The sequence below is a fragment of the Helicobacter himalayensis genome (assembly GCF_001602095.1).
Taxonomy (GTDB): domain Bacteria; phylum Campylobacterota; class Campylobacteria; order Campylobacterales; family Helicobacteraceae; genus Helicobacter_F; species Helicobacter_F himalayensis.
Genome location: NZ_CP014991.1, coordinates 1,371,474 through 1,386,738, shown reverse-complemented (window position 1 = coordinate 1,386,738; position 15,265 = coordinate 1,371,474). Strand labels below are relative to the sequence as shown.

Annotated in this window: 9 protein-coding genes; 6 read left to right on the top strand and 3 right to left on the bottom strand. The window is 40.8% G+C overall.

Going from position 1 to position 15,265, the window contains the following annotated elements:
* The first annotated feature begins 70 nt into the window (after positions 1 to 70).
* The 4 genes from A3217_RS06655 (at position 71) to A3217_RS06640 (ending at position 3,704) form a co-directional block, all read left to right on the top strand.
* Positions 71 to 958, top strand: coding sequence for a DnaJ C-terminal domain-containing protein (locus A3217_RS06655; protein ID WP_066389063.1), 888 nt, complete (start codon positions 71 to 73; stop codon positions 956 to 958).
* Between the two features lie 279 nt (positions 959 to 1,237).
* The gene (locus tag A3217_RS06650) at positions 1,238 to 1,579 is read left to right on the top strand and encodes a heat shock protein transcriptional repressor HspR (RefSeq protein ID WP_066389062.1); all 342 of its coding nucleotides are present in this window, start codon (positions 1,238 to 1,240) and stop codon (positions 1,577 to 1,579) included.
* 2 nt (positions 1,580 to 1,581) lie between these two features.
* Entirely contained in the window at positions 1,582 to 2,766 is a 1,185-nt protein-coding gene (locus tag A3217_RS06645; RefSeq protein ID WP_066389060.1) for a replication-associated recombination protein A, read from the top strand.
* Positions 2,763 to 3,704 carry a hypothetical protein gene (locus tag A3217_RS06640; protein ID WP_066389059.1) on the top strand — a complete coding sequence of 314 codons (942 nt, stop codon included), beginning with the start codon at positions 2,763 to 2,765 and terminating at the stop codon, positions 3,702 to 3,704. The genes A3217_RS06645 and A3217_RS06640 overlap by 4 nt, the downstream gene beginning before the upstream one ends.
* Positions 3,705 to 3,708: 4 nt before the next feature.
* On the opposite strand, the gene A3217_RS06635 is transcribed toward A3217_RS06640, so the two are convergent.
* On the bottom strand, positions 3,709 to 5,328 hold the full coding sequence (locus tag A3217_RS06635) for a glycosyltransferase family 2 protein (protein ID WP_066389058.1): 1,620 nt from the start codon (positions 5,326 to 5,328) through the stop codon (positions 3,709 to 3,711).
* 125 nt (positions 5,329 to 5,453) lie between these two features.
* Between A3217_RS06635 and A3217_RS06630 the strand changes: the two genes are divergently transcribed.
* Together A3217_RS06630 and A3217_RS06625 are read left to right on the top strand one after the other, a co-directional pair.
* Entirely contained in the window at positions 5,454 to 6,485 is a 1,032-nt protein-coding gene (locus A3217_RS06630; protein ID WP_231860217.1) for a YeiH family protein, read from the top strand.
* Positions 6,486 to 6,664: 179 nt separating this feature from the next.
* Complete coding sequence (locus A3217_RS06625) at positions 6,665 to 7,297, top strand: HAD family hydrolase (protein WP_066389055.1); 633 nt, start codon at positions 6,665 to 6,667, stop codon at positions 7,295 to 7,297.
* 383 nt (positions 7,298 to 7,680) lie between these two features.
* Here the strand turns inward: A3217_RS06625 and A3217_RS06620 are convergent, their stop codons facing one another.
* Both A3217_RS06620 and A3217_RS06615 read right to left on the bottom strand, forming a co-directional pair.
* A complete protein-coding gene (locus tag A3217_RS06620; protein WP_066389033.1) occupies positions 7,681 to 9,087 on the bottom strand; it encodes a c-type cytochrome in 1,407 nt (468 codons plus the stop codon).
* A 5-nt stretch (positions 9,088 to 9,092) separates the two neighbouring features.
* Complete coding sequence (locus A3217_RS06615) at positions 9,093 to 15,128, bottom strand: beta strand repeat-containing protein (RefSeq protein WP_066389054.1); 6,036 nt, start codon at positions 15,126 to 15,128, stop codon at positions 9,093 to 9,095.
* Between the last annotated feature and the right edge of the window lie 137 nt (positions 15,129 to 15,265).

Here is a 15,265-nt window from a genome sequence, read left to right as displayed (position 1 = left end):
GTTTTATGATATAATGCCACTTAATTTCCATATATTTTTTTAATTCTGCATATTTTCCAAAGGAGTTATTATGGCAAAAAGTTTGTATCAAACGCTCGAAATTTCAGAATCTGCAAGTAGCGATGAGATTAAAAAAGCTTATCGCAAACTTGCGCGCAAATACCACCCTGATGTGAATAAGGACCCGGGCGCGGAGGAGAAGTTTAAGGAGATTAACGCTGCGTATGAGGTGCTAAGCGATCCACAGAAAAAGGCGCAGTATGACCAGTTTGGGGATTCTATGTTTGGTGGGCAGAATTTCCACGATTTCACCCGCGCGCAGGGGAATATGAATATCGATGATATTTTAGCCTCGATTTTTGGGCAAGGGGGCTTTGGTGCGGGCAGAAATCAGAACTTTAACTTTACCTCGCGCGGGGGTTTTGGCGGATTTGGTGGCTTTGGTGAAGAGATGGTGGATAATGACTTGCACGATAGCATTACCATTCCTTTTGAAAGTACCTTGATTGAGGGTAGTAGCTATCATTACAGGGGTAAAGGTGGGGATTTTAATATCAAAATCCCGCAGGGCACGCGCGATAATGACACTATCCGCCTAAAAGGCAAGGGCAAAAGCTCGCAATTTGGCGTGGGTGATTTGCTGCTTAAAGTGCGTGTCGCGCCAAATGATTCGTATGAAATAGATGGCGATGATTTGACAAAAACGCTTGATATTCCGCTAAAAATTGCGCTTTTTGGTGGGAAAATCAAAGTCCAAACATTGCAAAAGGAATTCACCCTCACTATTCCGCAAAATACCAAAAATGGGCAAAAGCTCCGTATAAAAGAGCTTGGGCTCAAAAATCGCAAGAGCAAGAAAATTGGTGATTTGTATCTGCGCGTGAATGTGATTTTACCAAAATTAGAGGAGTTAAGTGAAAGTCTCAAAACGGCGTTGCAGGAGGGGCTTAAGGAGTAGGATAGTATCTTGCAACCTTATCAACTTAAGAAAAGTAGCATATATGCGCGCAGTGCGATTTGACTGCGCGAGGTGATACAATTTTAAGGAATAGATTCTAAAACCACCAAACAGCGTTGCAGAATCTTAGAATCTAAGCCCTCAAAACACGTTGAGTATGCACGCGAAGCGGAGCCGAAGCGGGATTTACTCCCGTGCAGGCGATACAATTAAAGGAATAGAGGCGGGATTTACTCCCGCGAGGTGATGTGTTAAAAAGAAATAACTTAGGAGGCGAAAATGAATAGCTACGATGAGCCGGTTTATCTCATTAGCGTAGTAGCGAGAATCTTAGAAATCCATCCCCAAACCCTGCGTCAATACGAAAAAGAGGGGCTTATCGCGCCCGGGCGCACTGATGGGAAAATGCGTCTGTATTCTCAACGCGATATTGATAAGATTAAAACGATTTTGCGCCTCACAAGGGATTTGGGCGTCAATCTCGCAGGCGTGGATATTATTTTGCGTCTTAAAGAGCGTTTAGATGAGCTAGATTCTATGCTTGATGAGTTTAAGGGCAAGGCGGAAAATTCCGTCAAAGTCAAGCAAAGCTCGTATGAGATTATTTTGTTTAAGAAATAGCTATGCGCAATCTCGCTAAGCTCTTGCGCCCAAAAAATCTTGATGAATTTATCGGGCAGGAGCATATTATCGGGGAGAATGCCCCCTTGCGTAAAAATCTCGCTTCTCCGCCACATTGCATTTTTTATGGACCGCCCGGCTGTGGAAAAACGACTTTAGCTCAAATCATTTGCAAGCAGTTGGGGCGCGAGATTGGCTATTTTAACGCTACGGCGTTTAAGCTTGAGGAGTTGAAAACTTTTCTTGCGCGCTTTAGTGGGAGCTTGCTAAAAAGTGCGGTGTTTATTGATGAAATCCACCGCCTTTCAAAGCCACAGCAGGAGTTTTTACTTCCTATTATGGAGGAGGGCGAGACTCTTGTTTTTGGCGCAAGCACAAATAATCCTTTCTATACGCTCACAAATGCCATCCGCTCGCGGTGCTTTTTGTTTGAGTTTAAGCCTCTTGGTCGCGCACACTTAGAGCGTTTATTGCAAAAAGCACTCGCGATGTATCCAAAAGCCATAGATTCTCACGCGAAGGCATATTTGATAGAATCTAGCGGGGGCGATGCAAGGGCTATGTTAAATTTGCTTGATTGCGCGCTAGATTTAGAATCTGTCAATGTTGAAAGCCTCAAAGCCCTGCGCCCTTTTAGCCTGCACGATGGCGCGAGTGAAGATGACACGCATTATAATCTCGCAAGCGCGCTTATTAAATCTATCCGCGGAAGCGATGTAAATGCCGCGATTTATTATCTTGCGCGCTTGATTGAAGGTGGAGAGAATCCAGAATTTATCGCGCGCCGTCTGGTAATTTTAGCAAGCGAAGATATTGGCAATGCCAACCCAAATGCGCTCAATCTCGCCACTTCCACGCTTTTAAGTGTGGAAAAAATCGGCTATCCTGAAGCGCGCATTATTCTTTCACAATGTGTGATTTACCTTGCTTCCTCGCCAAAAAGCAACACTGCCTATAAAGCCATAAATAAGGCGATTTCCTGCGTGAAAGAAGGCAAGGTTCTCCCCGTTATGCCAAATATTTTGACACACTCAAAGGAATATCTCTATCCACACGATTTTGGGGGGTTTGTAGAGCAGCGCTATTTGCAAGAGGATTTGGAATTTGTAGAATCCACTACAAAAGGCTTTGAAAAAACACTCAATGAATGGCTGGCAAAAATTAAGAGCAAAAAAGGGCAGGAATGAGCGCGCGCGGCGGATTCTTAGTAAAATATTTTCACACTCTTTTTGTGCTTATTTTTTTACTCCCAAAAACTTGCGCGTTAGCAGATGATGACGCGATTTTCAAAGAGCAAAAAATTGGCTGGCAGATTGATTTAAAGCGCATTTCAATTAACTTTTCCTCCACCACTTTGCGTAATCAAGATATTTATAGTGTCGCGGCGGATACGCGCTTGCAGGGGGATTCTCAAATTGTTGCGCAAGGATATTTGAATCTTAATATGGATTATTACACGCCAAACTTTGTGATTTTTAACTCGCTTCTTGCAGAGTATGGACGCACAATCATTCTCCCCAAAAACGCGCCTAGCGTGGATAACAAGACGCTTGATAGAATCTTGATAAGCTCGGATTATACGCAACGTCTTTGGGAGTTTGACTCGTTTTTGGGAATTTCAAACTGGTATTTTGAGCTAGGACCTTATAGTAAGCTTGCGTATCAGACGGAGTTTGTGGCTTCAAGCACACTTGGGCGTAGGCAGATTGTGCGTGCAAATGTCGGCGTGAAGCTTTTTAGCGGATTTGTGCTAAAGGACTTCGCGCTCACGCTTTTTGGTGAAAAGGATTTTAACCCCAACATACAAGCCCAAAGCTTAGGAATGGAGCTTGGAATGAAGTATGAAAAGAAGTTTAAAAATAGCGGAAAGCTGTATTATATGCTTAATGCGCGCGATTATATTTTGAATGCCACTTCAAGCGCGTATGACCCTAAATACTCGCTAGAATTTGAGTTGCGTTATGATTTGAGCTTGTATAAGAATCTCAATATCGCGCCTTTTGTGAAGGTCTATGCCTTGCGGGGAAAATATTTTGATAGAAGCGGGAGCAATGTAATGCTTGGAATGGTGTTCTCCTTTGGTAAAATCCTGCGCGAAGCACCATTTGAGATTGTGGAAAAATAAGGTTTTAAGATTTTTTATACAAGCCATTTTTACAGAATCTGCGAGCTTTTGTAATAGTATCAAGATAAATGTTATGGTTGGTTTCTAGCATTTCTCGCGCGTTTTCCTTATGGTAGAGATGATAGGCAATCGCGTTAAATTTTAATGGGCGCAATTCTCCGCCATTAAACAAAAATCTCGCCACAAATTCAGAATCTTCACGTCCCCAGCCCACAAAATCTTCATTAAAGCCATTTATCGCCACGCAATCACTTTTGAAAAATCCCATATTGCAACCGCGAATCCCCTTGATAAAATCCTTGCGCTTAAAATAACGGGCATTTTTGCTTGAAAATGTAAAAAGAAATCTTGCTAAAAAGGCGATTCTACGGCTTTTAAAAGAGCGCGCGCCAAAGGCTTTTTTATAAGAATCTACACCAAGCCCAGCAAAATTTTTAGAATCTTGTTTGCTTGTTTGCATAATCTCTTGCGTGATTGCAGAATCTAAAATCACCCTTGAGCCTTGCACAAACACGCCCTTGCGCGCGAAATGCAAATGATCATCAATAAAATGAGATTCTAGCACCATATCACCATCAATGATAATGATGTATTCCCCCCGCGCCTCGCACAAGGCGTGATTGCGGATTTTACTAAGGCGAAAGCCCTTATCCTCCTGCCAAATATGACGCAACTCGCAAGGAAAAATGCGCTTATAAGATTCTATTAATTCCTTTGTATCCTCCTTGCTACCATCATCAGCGATGAGAACTTCATTTGGCAAGGTTTGTAGTGCTAGGACAGAATCTAGCACGAGCGAAAGGCGCTCTTTTTGGTTATAAGTTGTGATGATGAGCGAACAGCTTTGCGCGCGCGCGTTGTGAGATTCATAAAGTTTCATATATTTGAAAAATGCGCCTAATGCGTTGCAAGTGCTAATCACAAATCCTTTGTATCCAAACAAAAAGCCTTTTTTGAAAAAATAATTTTTTACAAAGCTCCATATGCTATGCGTCAATGCTTTGAAAATCGAGCTTTTTTTGTGCGGATTTTGTTTGACATAAAGGCTTGTATAGTGCTGCATTTTGTCAAGTAAATGCGCAATATCCTTATAAGCATAATGTTTTAAACTCGCCTGCGGTGGGAGCTTGATTTTGTGTGCGTCTTTTGGGATTATAAGGCTTTCATGCACGAGATTTTCATTAAAATGTGTGTAGGTTTTGTTATACACGCGCCACACGAAGTCCGGATACCACCCGCATGCCTTTATCCACTCGCCATTGTAGAGATTTTTGCGACTAAAGGCTAAAATTGTTTCTTTTGGTGTATTTTGCACTCCAAAAATACGCTCCAACTCCGCCAATGCGCCAGATTCCATCACTTCATCAGAATCTATAATGCAAATCCACTCATTGCGCGCAAAACTCGCACAGAGATTTTTAAGCCCTCCAAAGCCGATAAACTCACTCTCAAACACGCGCAGATTCCCATAGCTTTCATCAAATGCGCGCGCAATCTCAAGTGTGCTATCCGTACTTTTATTATCAAGCAAAATAATTTCATCAAACGCGCGCAGAGACTCTAAACATTCCCTTAACGTCTCTTGGGCATTTTTGACTAAAATACAAGCGCTTATTTGTAGCATAGCTAATACCTTTTGGTTTAAATTTTGAGGGTGAAAATGCAGTGATTTATGTGCAGATTATAGCAGATTTTGCGCGCGATTAGCTACAATGCTAGCTTTAAGAAATTTCAGAGAAAGTAAGGAAAATGTGTAGATTCTGTAAATTTTTTCACGCAATGAAAGAGGGTGTAAAAAGTGCATTTTGGGGCGTTACAATGACACTTATTTTAAGCTTAGCGAGCCTCTATATTGCTACAATCCCGCAAGTGGCGCAATATCATATTTCAACGCTCATTATTGGTATTTTGCTTGGCATTGTCTTTTCGCCATTGTATGCAAGAGCGCGTGCGCAGTGTGAGTTTGGGATAAATTTTAGCGCGAAGAGATTGTTGCGTCTTGGCATTGTGCTTTATGGGTTGCGTGTGAGCGTTGAAGGGCTTATGAGTGTGGGGCTAAATGGCGTGCTAATAAGCGTGCTTGTCGTTGTTGGAATCTTGGCTCTTGGCGTGTTTGTGGGCGTTAAGATTCTGAAAATGGATAAGGAATTGGCGCTTTTGATAAGTTCAGGAAGTGCGATTTGTGGTGCTGCGGCAATTTTGGCTGTGGAATCTGCTATCAAATCCGCCCCACACAAAAGCATTATCGCGCTTGCGTGCGTGGTGCTTTTTGGACTTGTGGGAATGTTTGCCTATCCGCTGGTGCATTCTTTGAATGATTTGGGTTTGAGTGAAAATCAGTGGGGCGTATATATCGGTGCGAGTTTGCACGAAGTAGCAAATGTTGTGGGTGCTGGGAGTGTGCTAAGTGATGAGGGAAGTGCTATTGCGGTGATTATCAAAATGATACGCGTGCTACTGCTTATCCCTGTGTTGTTGCTTATCCCGCTGTTTTTTTCAAGCACAGATGCGGGTAAATCGCGCAAATTGCATATCCCATATTTTGCCTTTGGATTTTTAGCAATGGTGGTGCTAAACTCCGCTATTTCTTTGCCCGCGCAGGTTGTAGAGTTTTTTAACACGTTTTGTGTGCTCTGCTTGAGTATGGCGATGAGTGCGTTAGGCTTGCAAATTGATTTTAAAAAATTCGCAAATTTTGGCGTGCAAGCCTTTGGATTGTCGTTGATACTTTTTATCGCGCTTATTATTGGTGGCTATGTCCTTGTGCGCGTGATTGCGTAGTGTGGATTCTCAAATTTAAAGAGAATCTACTTTCAAAAAAAAGCAATTAAAATTTCACTGCTTTTTGAGATACATTGTAAAAGAATAATGTGAGTAATTATTTCAGCCTATTTTATAGCTTTGAAGAATGTGTTTATGCTAGTATTCACGCTTATAGAATACATATTTTGGAGATTATTATGCTAAATATAATTTTTGATATGGACGGGACGCTAATTGATAGCGAAAATGCCATTTGTGTAGCAATTAATGCAATACGTAAAGATAGAAATATCCCAAGATTAGAGAATGATTATATTAAACAAGTTTTGCACACACCTACACTTAATTGTCCTAAGATTTTTTATGGACTAGACAACTTTGCTTACCCTAGCTATAAGGTTGGGTTTGAAAAATATTTCCATAAAGCCTATGAGCAAGATGTCAAGGTTTTTGATGGTGTGCTATGGCTTTTAGATGAATGCAAAAAAAGAAATTATTTCTTAGCCATTGCCTCTAATGCTCCGCACGATGAGTTATTGCCTATTTTACGTCGCCATAAAATCGCCCACTTTTTTGACACAATCATAGGTTCAGCCCCAAATAGAGAATCTAAACCAAGCTCTATGATGATAGATATGATTTTGCAATCCGCCCCCTTTGTAAAAAGTATCTTTGTAGGCAATGGTGCAAAAGATGAAGGAGCTGCGAAAAATGCTAATATCCCTTATTTGCACGCTAAATGGGGAGAAAATCCTGCTTCTCTTAAACCTAATGAATTTTGCGATGCAAAGGGATTACTTAGGCTTATTGAAAAAATAGATGATAAATAGTCTATTTATGAATCTCGTTATTTTAAGATTCTGCACCCTTGTGCATTGTAGAAAAAGGGGTGCATTACTAAAAGGCGCGAATCGCAGTAAAGACAGATTAGCGAGGGGCGTATTTTCTCCGCTTTGCACTAGCAAAGAATCTTTAAGAGATTTTTCAGTCATTTCACTCCCTCAAAATGACAAAAAAGAAGCCTCGTCATTCTGACTCCTCTTGTCATTCTGAGCATAAGCGAAGAATCTAACACAAGCAAAGAATCCTTAAGAGATTTTTCAAGAGTCCAAGAGTAGTAAAAATAAGTTTGGAGTTTTACTCAAACACTAAATGTTTTTGGGTAATGTTTGAGATTCTATACTTTTATACATTATAAAGGTGCTGCTCTCTACTACTTTTTATTATTCTCTTTCAAATACAACTCTTTTATCTTGCCAGATTCTATAAATATGACTCTAGGCTTTTGGTCTTGATATTTGTGGATATGCAAGGCTTTGGTTAGGGCATTTGCCTTTGCTTTATGCGATAAAAGGGTGCTTTTGGTATCATAGCCACCTATGAGTATATGCACATAATCCCCTCGTGTGAATAGTTTGTAATCCTCGTCTTTGAGTTTCTCTAATGTGTCTAGCGGTATGGTTTTAGCATAAGTGGCAAGTATGTAGTAATACCCATTTGGAATCGACATTTCTCCCTCTCCCTCTTGCTCTTCATCTAGCCCTAGTGCGTCTGTTTCAAACTTAAAGAGTGCCTTAAGCGTAGAATCTTGTGATGCTAAGCTCTGCGTATCTTGGGACTCTGTTATAGAATATTCCTCTTTTTCTTGCTCTTGGGATTGTGCCTTTGCTTCATCTAGGGAATCTTGCGAAACTTCTAGGTCTTCTTTAGTTGTGTTGGTTTCACTCTCTTTGGATTCTGGGTTTTGCGTCTCGTGTGTATCGTCTGCTTTGTTTTTTGTAGTTAGGTTGTTTTCTGCTCTATATAATTGTGGGGTTTGCAAGGACACTCCTAGAGAATCTTTAAGCTCGTAGTCTTTTTCAAGGGAAAATATTTCATTATCGCTACTCATATAGCGCACAAGTGGTTTCATCTTTTTTTGCACATGGGTGTGTTCTGTGAGTTCTGCTATATATTCTTTGTCTGCTTGCATACTTTGGGTATCCACATAAGGACCTATGAGATATCGTTTGAGTTCTTTTCCATTGTATTCTGTGGTATGCACTACATAATCACGTTCTGCAATGCGCGCTAAAATCTCTTCTGGAACTTCATTATGATAAGCTGCTACTTGATAGTAATAGCCTTGAAGCACGGGGGGAGTTGGGTTTAGACTTGCCACATAGTAGGCTATGTTTTCTATATCTGTATCGCTAAATTTATAACGCATAAGATTTGCACTCATAGTTCCTTTTGCGCCACCTGTATCTACTGCTCCTGTGCGGTAGGAATTAAGTAGAGAAACTAGTTCTCCTTGACTTCGCTCTATTATTGGTATGCTAAAGTGCGCACCCGGAGGCAAGGTCCTCCCTTTCCTACCGTGACAAGAAGCACAAGCCTTTTGATAGAGCTTACCTCCGCTTTTGAGGGATTGGGCGATTGCGCGGTCATAGTCGTTTGTATAGCTTGTGGTGAAAAGCAAGGCAAAGAGCATAATGTTTGAGAATAAAGCAATATGCAAGATGGATTTTGCATAAATCATTGTGTTTTTTAGGCTTTTTTTTGCGGATTGTATGGTTTGTTGCGTGTGAGTGCGTTTAGATTCTAATGCTTGCATAAATCTTGTTTTCAAACCTTTCATAAACCTTACCACCATACGCTATAACGTACAGAGAGAGAACCACTTAACTGCCAAACAGAGAAAGCACCATCAAGCTGGGCAGCGATTTCAGAACGTTTGCCGAGTGAATATGAGAAACTCGCCCCTGCTAGCCCTACGAGTGCTGGGACATTAAATGATGAACTCGCCTTAAAATCTCCTATCTGCACGCTAGCACTATGCACAGAATCGATGTTATATCTCCCACCTAGGAGAATGCTATATCGTTTGTTGTTAGCAAATGCTTTAATGTAGCGCACTTTAGCATGCACATATGGGATATGAAAGCTATGGGCTGGGAAAGTTTCATTTTGCAAGACTGTGCTTTCATAGGTAAGGCTAAAGGGAGCAATATGAAGTAGTCCATAGCCAAGACCTACTTCAGGACTAAGCGCGCTATTTTTGAATACATTATAGAGGGTGGCTCCTAAGCGCATTTCTGCATCTATCCCAAAGGCAGAGATTTTATCAACAGCACTATCACCAGCTATGCTGCGATACACTTCAAAGTCTGGACGTTGGTTTTGAGCGTGAAAGATTGCTTTGAAGTAGTATTCTCGCATATCTTTTGTATAAAAGGTTTTGTAGTAGTGCAGTCCTGCTAGGACATTGCTATGCTTGATTTTTGCATTACCATCACTTCGTCCTATTGTGCCATGCCCACTCTCATACCCTGCGTAAAATCCCAAGCTTCCGTGAGATTTAAGGTTTAAAAAGCCTCCCATTAAAGCTCCAGCGATGAATTCATTACCGCTAAAGCCTCCCTCTAGCTTAGAAGTAGTGTAGCGACTAAGGGGTAGAAAGAAAGCTTGATAAGAAGAGTTTGCAGCGTGAGGGGAATAAATCATATCTGCTTCTTGGAGCATATCGATGTTATTGTATGCCAAGGGGACGAGTATATCGTTTTTGTCTTTCACTCTTTTGCCTTGTTCATCTACGCTTTTTGACATTACACTATATGTTTGACCTTTTCTGTGTTCTAGGCTTTTATGAAACATTCTCCTACTCATAGAATCTATGAGGTTGCTTATAAGCAAGTTGTTAGCGATAGCACCATTAAGCAAAATAGTAGAGAGTGTTTCTGATGGAGAACCCTTAGGCTCTAAGCCCACAGCAAAGCCATCTTGCAAATCTATGATTTTCACAGTGCTTTGTGGGGTGTAGAGATTGCGGAGGGCTTGGATACTCAAAGTCGCTTCTCCTCCTAAATTTTCAGCCTTAGTTTGTGTCTCTTTGCCATATTGGTCTGTTTTATTCACAATTTCGCCATCAAGGTTTCTAATTTCTTTTAAAGCTGTGGTGAGCGCGCCATTGTCGTTTTTCAAAAAGAGGGCTTCATAGTTGTATTTTTCTTCCCATTTGTCTGTGTCTGCGATGATTAAGATACCTGCCTCTCTATCTAATACACTGCTTCCATCAGCACCAAACCTTGTGCCTGTTTTTAGATTACCTATGGTTACATTCTTATCCATAATAATATGTCCCTTGGTGTCTGCGTCTTTGGCTTTGGTTTTGTCATTATAGTCGGAGGCAACTTGTGTGAGTTCTAGCACCCAATTTTGAAGTGTGATATTTGAGCCGTTGTTATTGCTATTGTTGATAGTGCCATTGATATGACTGCCACTATATTGGGCAAGAAGCGCTTGTGGGTTAGATATGCCTCGCGTTAAGATAAGCTCGCCTACTTGTATCGTGCCTTGATTATTGAGAGTTCCATACACGCTTATTGTTTTATCTTGTGCGTTGATAGTGGAGTTTGTGGCTATGGTGAGTGCGCCTTCTTTTACTTGGTTGCTTCCTTGTCTGCCTAGTGCGTTGATAATACTTGCACCTGTGGCAAGTGTGCCTTGTTTATGTCTATTTCTACCTATGTAGAGCTCATCATTTATGGTTATGCTTCCGCTTTGTAAATCAAGAGTATGGACATAGCCATCTTGGTTTGTTGAGTAGGTGAGTGCATTGGCTGTATTCTGTGTTAGGTTAGAGATAAATGCACCATTGCTAAGTGTGGTGAGTGTGCCTGTGTTGGTGAGAGTTGTAATGTTAGCGTTGTTGTTAAGTGTGGTGAGTGTGCCAGCATTGTTTAGGGTAGAGATAGTCCCTGTGTTGTTATTTAGTGTGGTGAGTGTGCTTCCGGCTTGATTTTCAAGAGTGGTGATATTGTTTGTGTTCTCAAGTGTCTCTAGTGTGGCGGCTGTTTGATTGTGAAGGGTATTTAGTGTGCCAGAGTTTGAGAGTGTAGTAATTTGTGCATTTGTTTTATTAGTAAGCGTGGTAAGAATGCCAGAGTTATTAAGCCTTTGAATCTGCGCGTTTGCTTCATTATCTAGTGTGATAACTCTAGCGGCATTGTTTAGGTTTGTGATTTCGCTATTGTTTGTAAGGGTTGTGAGTGTAGCGTTGTTTGTATTATTTAGATTATCAATAGTTCCAGCATTTGTAAGTGCATTTAGAAGCCCAGCATTGTTATTAAGCTCTTGAATCTGCGCGTTTGTTTGGTTGTTTAATGTGGTAAGTGTGGCATTTGCTATGTTGTTGAGTTGATTTATATTCCCAGAGTTTGTAAGGGTTGTGAGTGTAGCGTTGTTTGTATTATTAAGTGTAGCTATATTGCCCGCGTTTGTCAGAGTTGTAAGTGTGTCAAAGTTGCTAAGTGTATCTATCGTGGCATTTGCTTGGTTATTGAGTGTGGTTAATATAGCGGAGTTATTTAGGTTAGTAATTTGTGCATTTGCATTGTTTGTAAGTGTGGTAAGCGTAGAGCCTGTAGTGTTATTTAGTGTAGTAATTAAGGCGTTTGCTTGGTTATTAAGTGCGGTTAGTATGGAGTTGTCCGCATTTGAAAGTGTAGTGATAGTGCCTGTATTATTAAGTGTGGTAAGTGTGGAGTTAGAGTTATTTAGGTTAGTAATTTGTGTATTTGCTTGGTTTGTAAGAGTGGTGATTTGGGCATTTTGGTTGTTTAGGTTATTAATGCTTCCGTGAGTGGTTGTGCCTGTTTGGTTTGTGATAGCTGTGATTTGGGCATTTTGGTTATTAATAGTATCCATAGAGCCAATGTTTGTGAGAGAATCTAAAACTGTGGTAGATGCATGTGTGAAAGTGCCGATACTCCCGCCCTCTTGGTTTGTGAGTCCTCCTGTGAGCGTGCCATTATTGAGTATCGTGGCGATATTTCCACCATTGGCATTGGTGAGTTGGTAGATTGTCCCAGTGTTTTCTAATTGTGTAATGCTGCCTTGATTGGTAGTGGTAGCCCCAGCTGTGCCTATTGTGCCAGCATTTATCAACGTGGCGATATTTCCATTTGCTTGGTTATTTAAGCTAGTTATAGAGCCTTGAGCCTCATTATCTAGTGTGGTGATAGTGCCTGTGTTATTAAGTGTGGTAAGTGTTGCGTCGGTAAGGTTAGTTAGTGTGTCTATCGTGCTTTGGTTATTAAGAGTGGTGAATGTGCCAGAGTTATTTAAGGTTGTGATGCGTCCATTTGTTTGGTTGGTGAGTGTTGTTATGGTTATGTTGCTAGCGTTGTTTAACTCATTGATACTCCCAGTATTTGTAATAGAGCTTAAGTCAAAATTATTGTGTAGGTTTTGCATTTCTCCTTGGTTAGTTATGCCATTTGTGATTGTGCCATTATTTGTTAAAGTGGCTATGCGTCCATTTGTTTGGTTGGTTAAGCTTTGAATCTGTGCGTTAGCTTCATTGATTAAAGTGGTGATTGTGCCAGCGTTATTAAGAGATTGTGTTATGTTGCCGTGATTGTTAAGGGTGGTTAGTGTGGCGTTGTTTTGATTGGTTAAGGTTGTGATGTTACCTCCAGCCTTATTTTCTAGTGTGGTGATAGTGCCTCCAGTGTTGTTGAAATTGGTGATAGTGCCTTGAGAATTGTTGATTAAGCTTTGAATCTGTGCGTTGGCTTCATTGGTTAAGGTGGTGATAGTAGAGTTTGCTTGTGTGGTTAAAGTAGTGATAGTGCCACCTTGTTGGTTGGTTAAGCTTTGAATCTGTGCGTTAGCTTCATTGATTAAAGTGGTGATTGTGCCAGCGTTATTAAGAGATTGTGTTATGTTGCCGTGATTGTTAAGGGTGGTTAGTGTGCCGTTGTTTTGATTGGTTAAGGTTGTGATGTTACCTCCAGCCTTATTTTCTAGTGTGGTGATAGTGCCTCCAGCTTGATTTTCAAGAGTGGTGATATCGCCCACATTATCTAGCAAGGCTAATGTTCCTGTGTTGTTGAAATTAGCAATACTCCCAGCTCTGTCGTTAAAAAGTTCAGGGAGATTCCCAAAGTTATTAAGAGTGTTTATTTGTGCGTTGGTGTTATTGGCGATTCTAGTGATAGTAGAGCCTGCGGTGTTGTTTAGTGTAGTAATTAAGGCGTTGGCATTGTTTGTAAGGGTGGTTAGTGTGCCGTTGTTTTGATTGGTTAAGGTTGTGATAGTGCCAGAGTTGGTTACAGAACTTAGGTTTGCGTTGTTGTTTAAGGTGGTAATGGTGGCGGTGGCATTGTTGGTTATACCATTTGTGATTGTGCCATTATTTGTTAAAGTGGCTATTTGTCCATTTGTTTGGTTGGTAAGGGTTGTTATAGTGCCTTCATTAGTTAAGGTTTGAATCTCACCACCTTGTTGGTTGGTAAGGGTTGTTATTCTCCCACCTTGTTGGTTTGTGAAGCTAGTTACTACGGCGTTTATGCCTCGATTTTGATTGTCTGCTACAGTAAAAGTCCCTATGTTTCCAGAGTTTGTGCCTTGTCTAAGATTACCACCAGAGATGCTGAAAGTATTTATAGTGCCTTGATTGTTTAATGTTGCGAGTGTAGCGCTATTGTTGTTATTTAGGGTGGTTATAGTGCCTTGATTGTTTAATGTTGTTATCTCAGCACCTTGTTGGTTTGTAAGGGTGGTGATAGTGGCATTTTGTTGGTTGGTGAGAGTGGTGAATGTGCCAGCTCGGTGAGTTAAGGTAGTGATTCTACCTCCAGCTTGGTTTGTGAAGTCTCCTATCGAAGGGTTATATCTTTGTCCTTGTCTGCTTTGGGAATTAGTCCAAAATCCTTGTATAGTGCCAGCATTTGTGCCTTGAACAAAATTACCACCATTAATATCAAGGGCATCTATGGTGCCAACTTGTTGATTTGTGAGATTAGCAAAGTTTTGACCCCAAAAATCGTTATTGATTCTACGTATAGTGCCAGAGTTTGTGATACTTTGGGTGTTTTGTCCACCTGATACTCCTATTTCCTTGATAACGCCAGCATTGTTTATATCTAGCAACCCGCCGGCTCCTATCCTACCGATAACACCGGTAGTTTGGTTTCTTACTTCGAGCCTACCACTACCTGTTATATCTCGGTCTCGCCCTGCATTGTAGTTTCCGTTTGCATCAGGTGTGCCTATTCTTCCTGCGTTATCTATGATAGTGTGTGCTCCACTTGATGTGTTTAGCGTAGAGGTACCTTTTAGGGGGTTAGTGTTGATCGTAGAAGCTCCTGCTTCTAAGGTTAGATAGAATTTGCTTTGCGTGTCGGAGTTTATGATGATTGGCGCACCATTTCCGCCTCTATTGAAGAGGTTGAAAGTGACACTAGCAACTATGGTAAGGTAAGTGTCTTGGTTACCTGTGGTGTTGTTGAATACTGTCGTAGCATTATTCACATTGTTTATTACCCTGCAATTAAAAGGACCTATGGGTATAGCGCAGTAATTGTTCAAATTATGTTGTGCTAGTGCTAGGTTAGGAGTGAAAAGAAAGATAGGGATAAAAGGGAAAAAGAATGCAAGTTTCTTTTTGTCATTTTGAGGGAGTGAAATAACTGAAAAATCTCTTAGAGATTCTTTGCTTGTGTTGGATTCTTTGTTGGATTCTTCGCTTTGCTCAGAATGACAAGAGGAGTCAGTTTGACAAGAGGGGTCGGTATGACAAATTAGGCAAAGGCAAGGTTTGGCTATCGTGTGCGGGGGGGGGGTAAGACCCTTTATTTGTTGTGCTTGTGTTTTTTGTTGCGCTACCCATCGCATTCCCCTCTCCTTTCATACATTTATCTTAAAATAAGATATCAAAAAACCAAATCGTAAAACTTTAGTAAAATTTTAGCAAAAAAAATCATTTTTTTATTTTAACCCAACAAGAAAATTTGATATGAAAGCTACATTTA

Coding starts and splice junctions, on each gene's coding strand:
- A3217_RS06650 (WP_066389062.1), top strand. CDS start 1,238: ATGAATAGCTACGATGAGCCGGTTTATCTCATTAGCGTAGTAGCGAGA.
- A3217_RS06615 (WP_066389054.1), bottom strand. CDS start 15,128: ATGCGATGGGTAGCGCAACAAAAAACACAAGCACAACAAATAAAGGGT.
- A3217_RS06655 (WP_066389063.1), top strand. CDS start 71: ATGGCAAAAAGTTTGTATCAAACGCTCGAAATTTCAGAATCTGCAAGT.
- A3217_RS06620 (WP_066389033.1), bottom strand. CDS start 9,087: ATGAAAGGTTTGAAAACAAGATTTATGCAAGCATTAGAATCTAAACGC.
- A3217_RS06640 (WP_066389059.1), top strand. CDS start 2,763: ATGAGCGCGCGCGGCGGATTCTTAGTAAAATATTTTCACACTCTTTTT.
- A3217_RS06625 (WP_066389055.1), top strand. CDS start 6,665: ATGCTAAATATAATTTTTGATATGGACGGGACGCTAATTGATAGCGAA.
- A3217_RS06635 (WP_066389058.1), bottom strand. CDS start 5,328: ATGCTACAAATAAGCGCTTGTATTTTAGTCAAAAATGCCCAAGAGACG.
- A3217_RS06630 (WP_231860217.1), top strand. CDS start 5,454: ATGTGTAGATTCTGTAAATTTTTTCACGCAATGAAAGAGGGTGTAAAA.
- A3217_RS06645 (WP_066389060.1), top strand. CDS start 1,582: ATGCGCAATCTCGCTAAGCTCTTGCGCCCAAAAAATCTTGATGAATTT.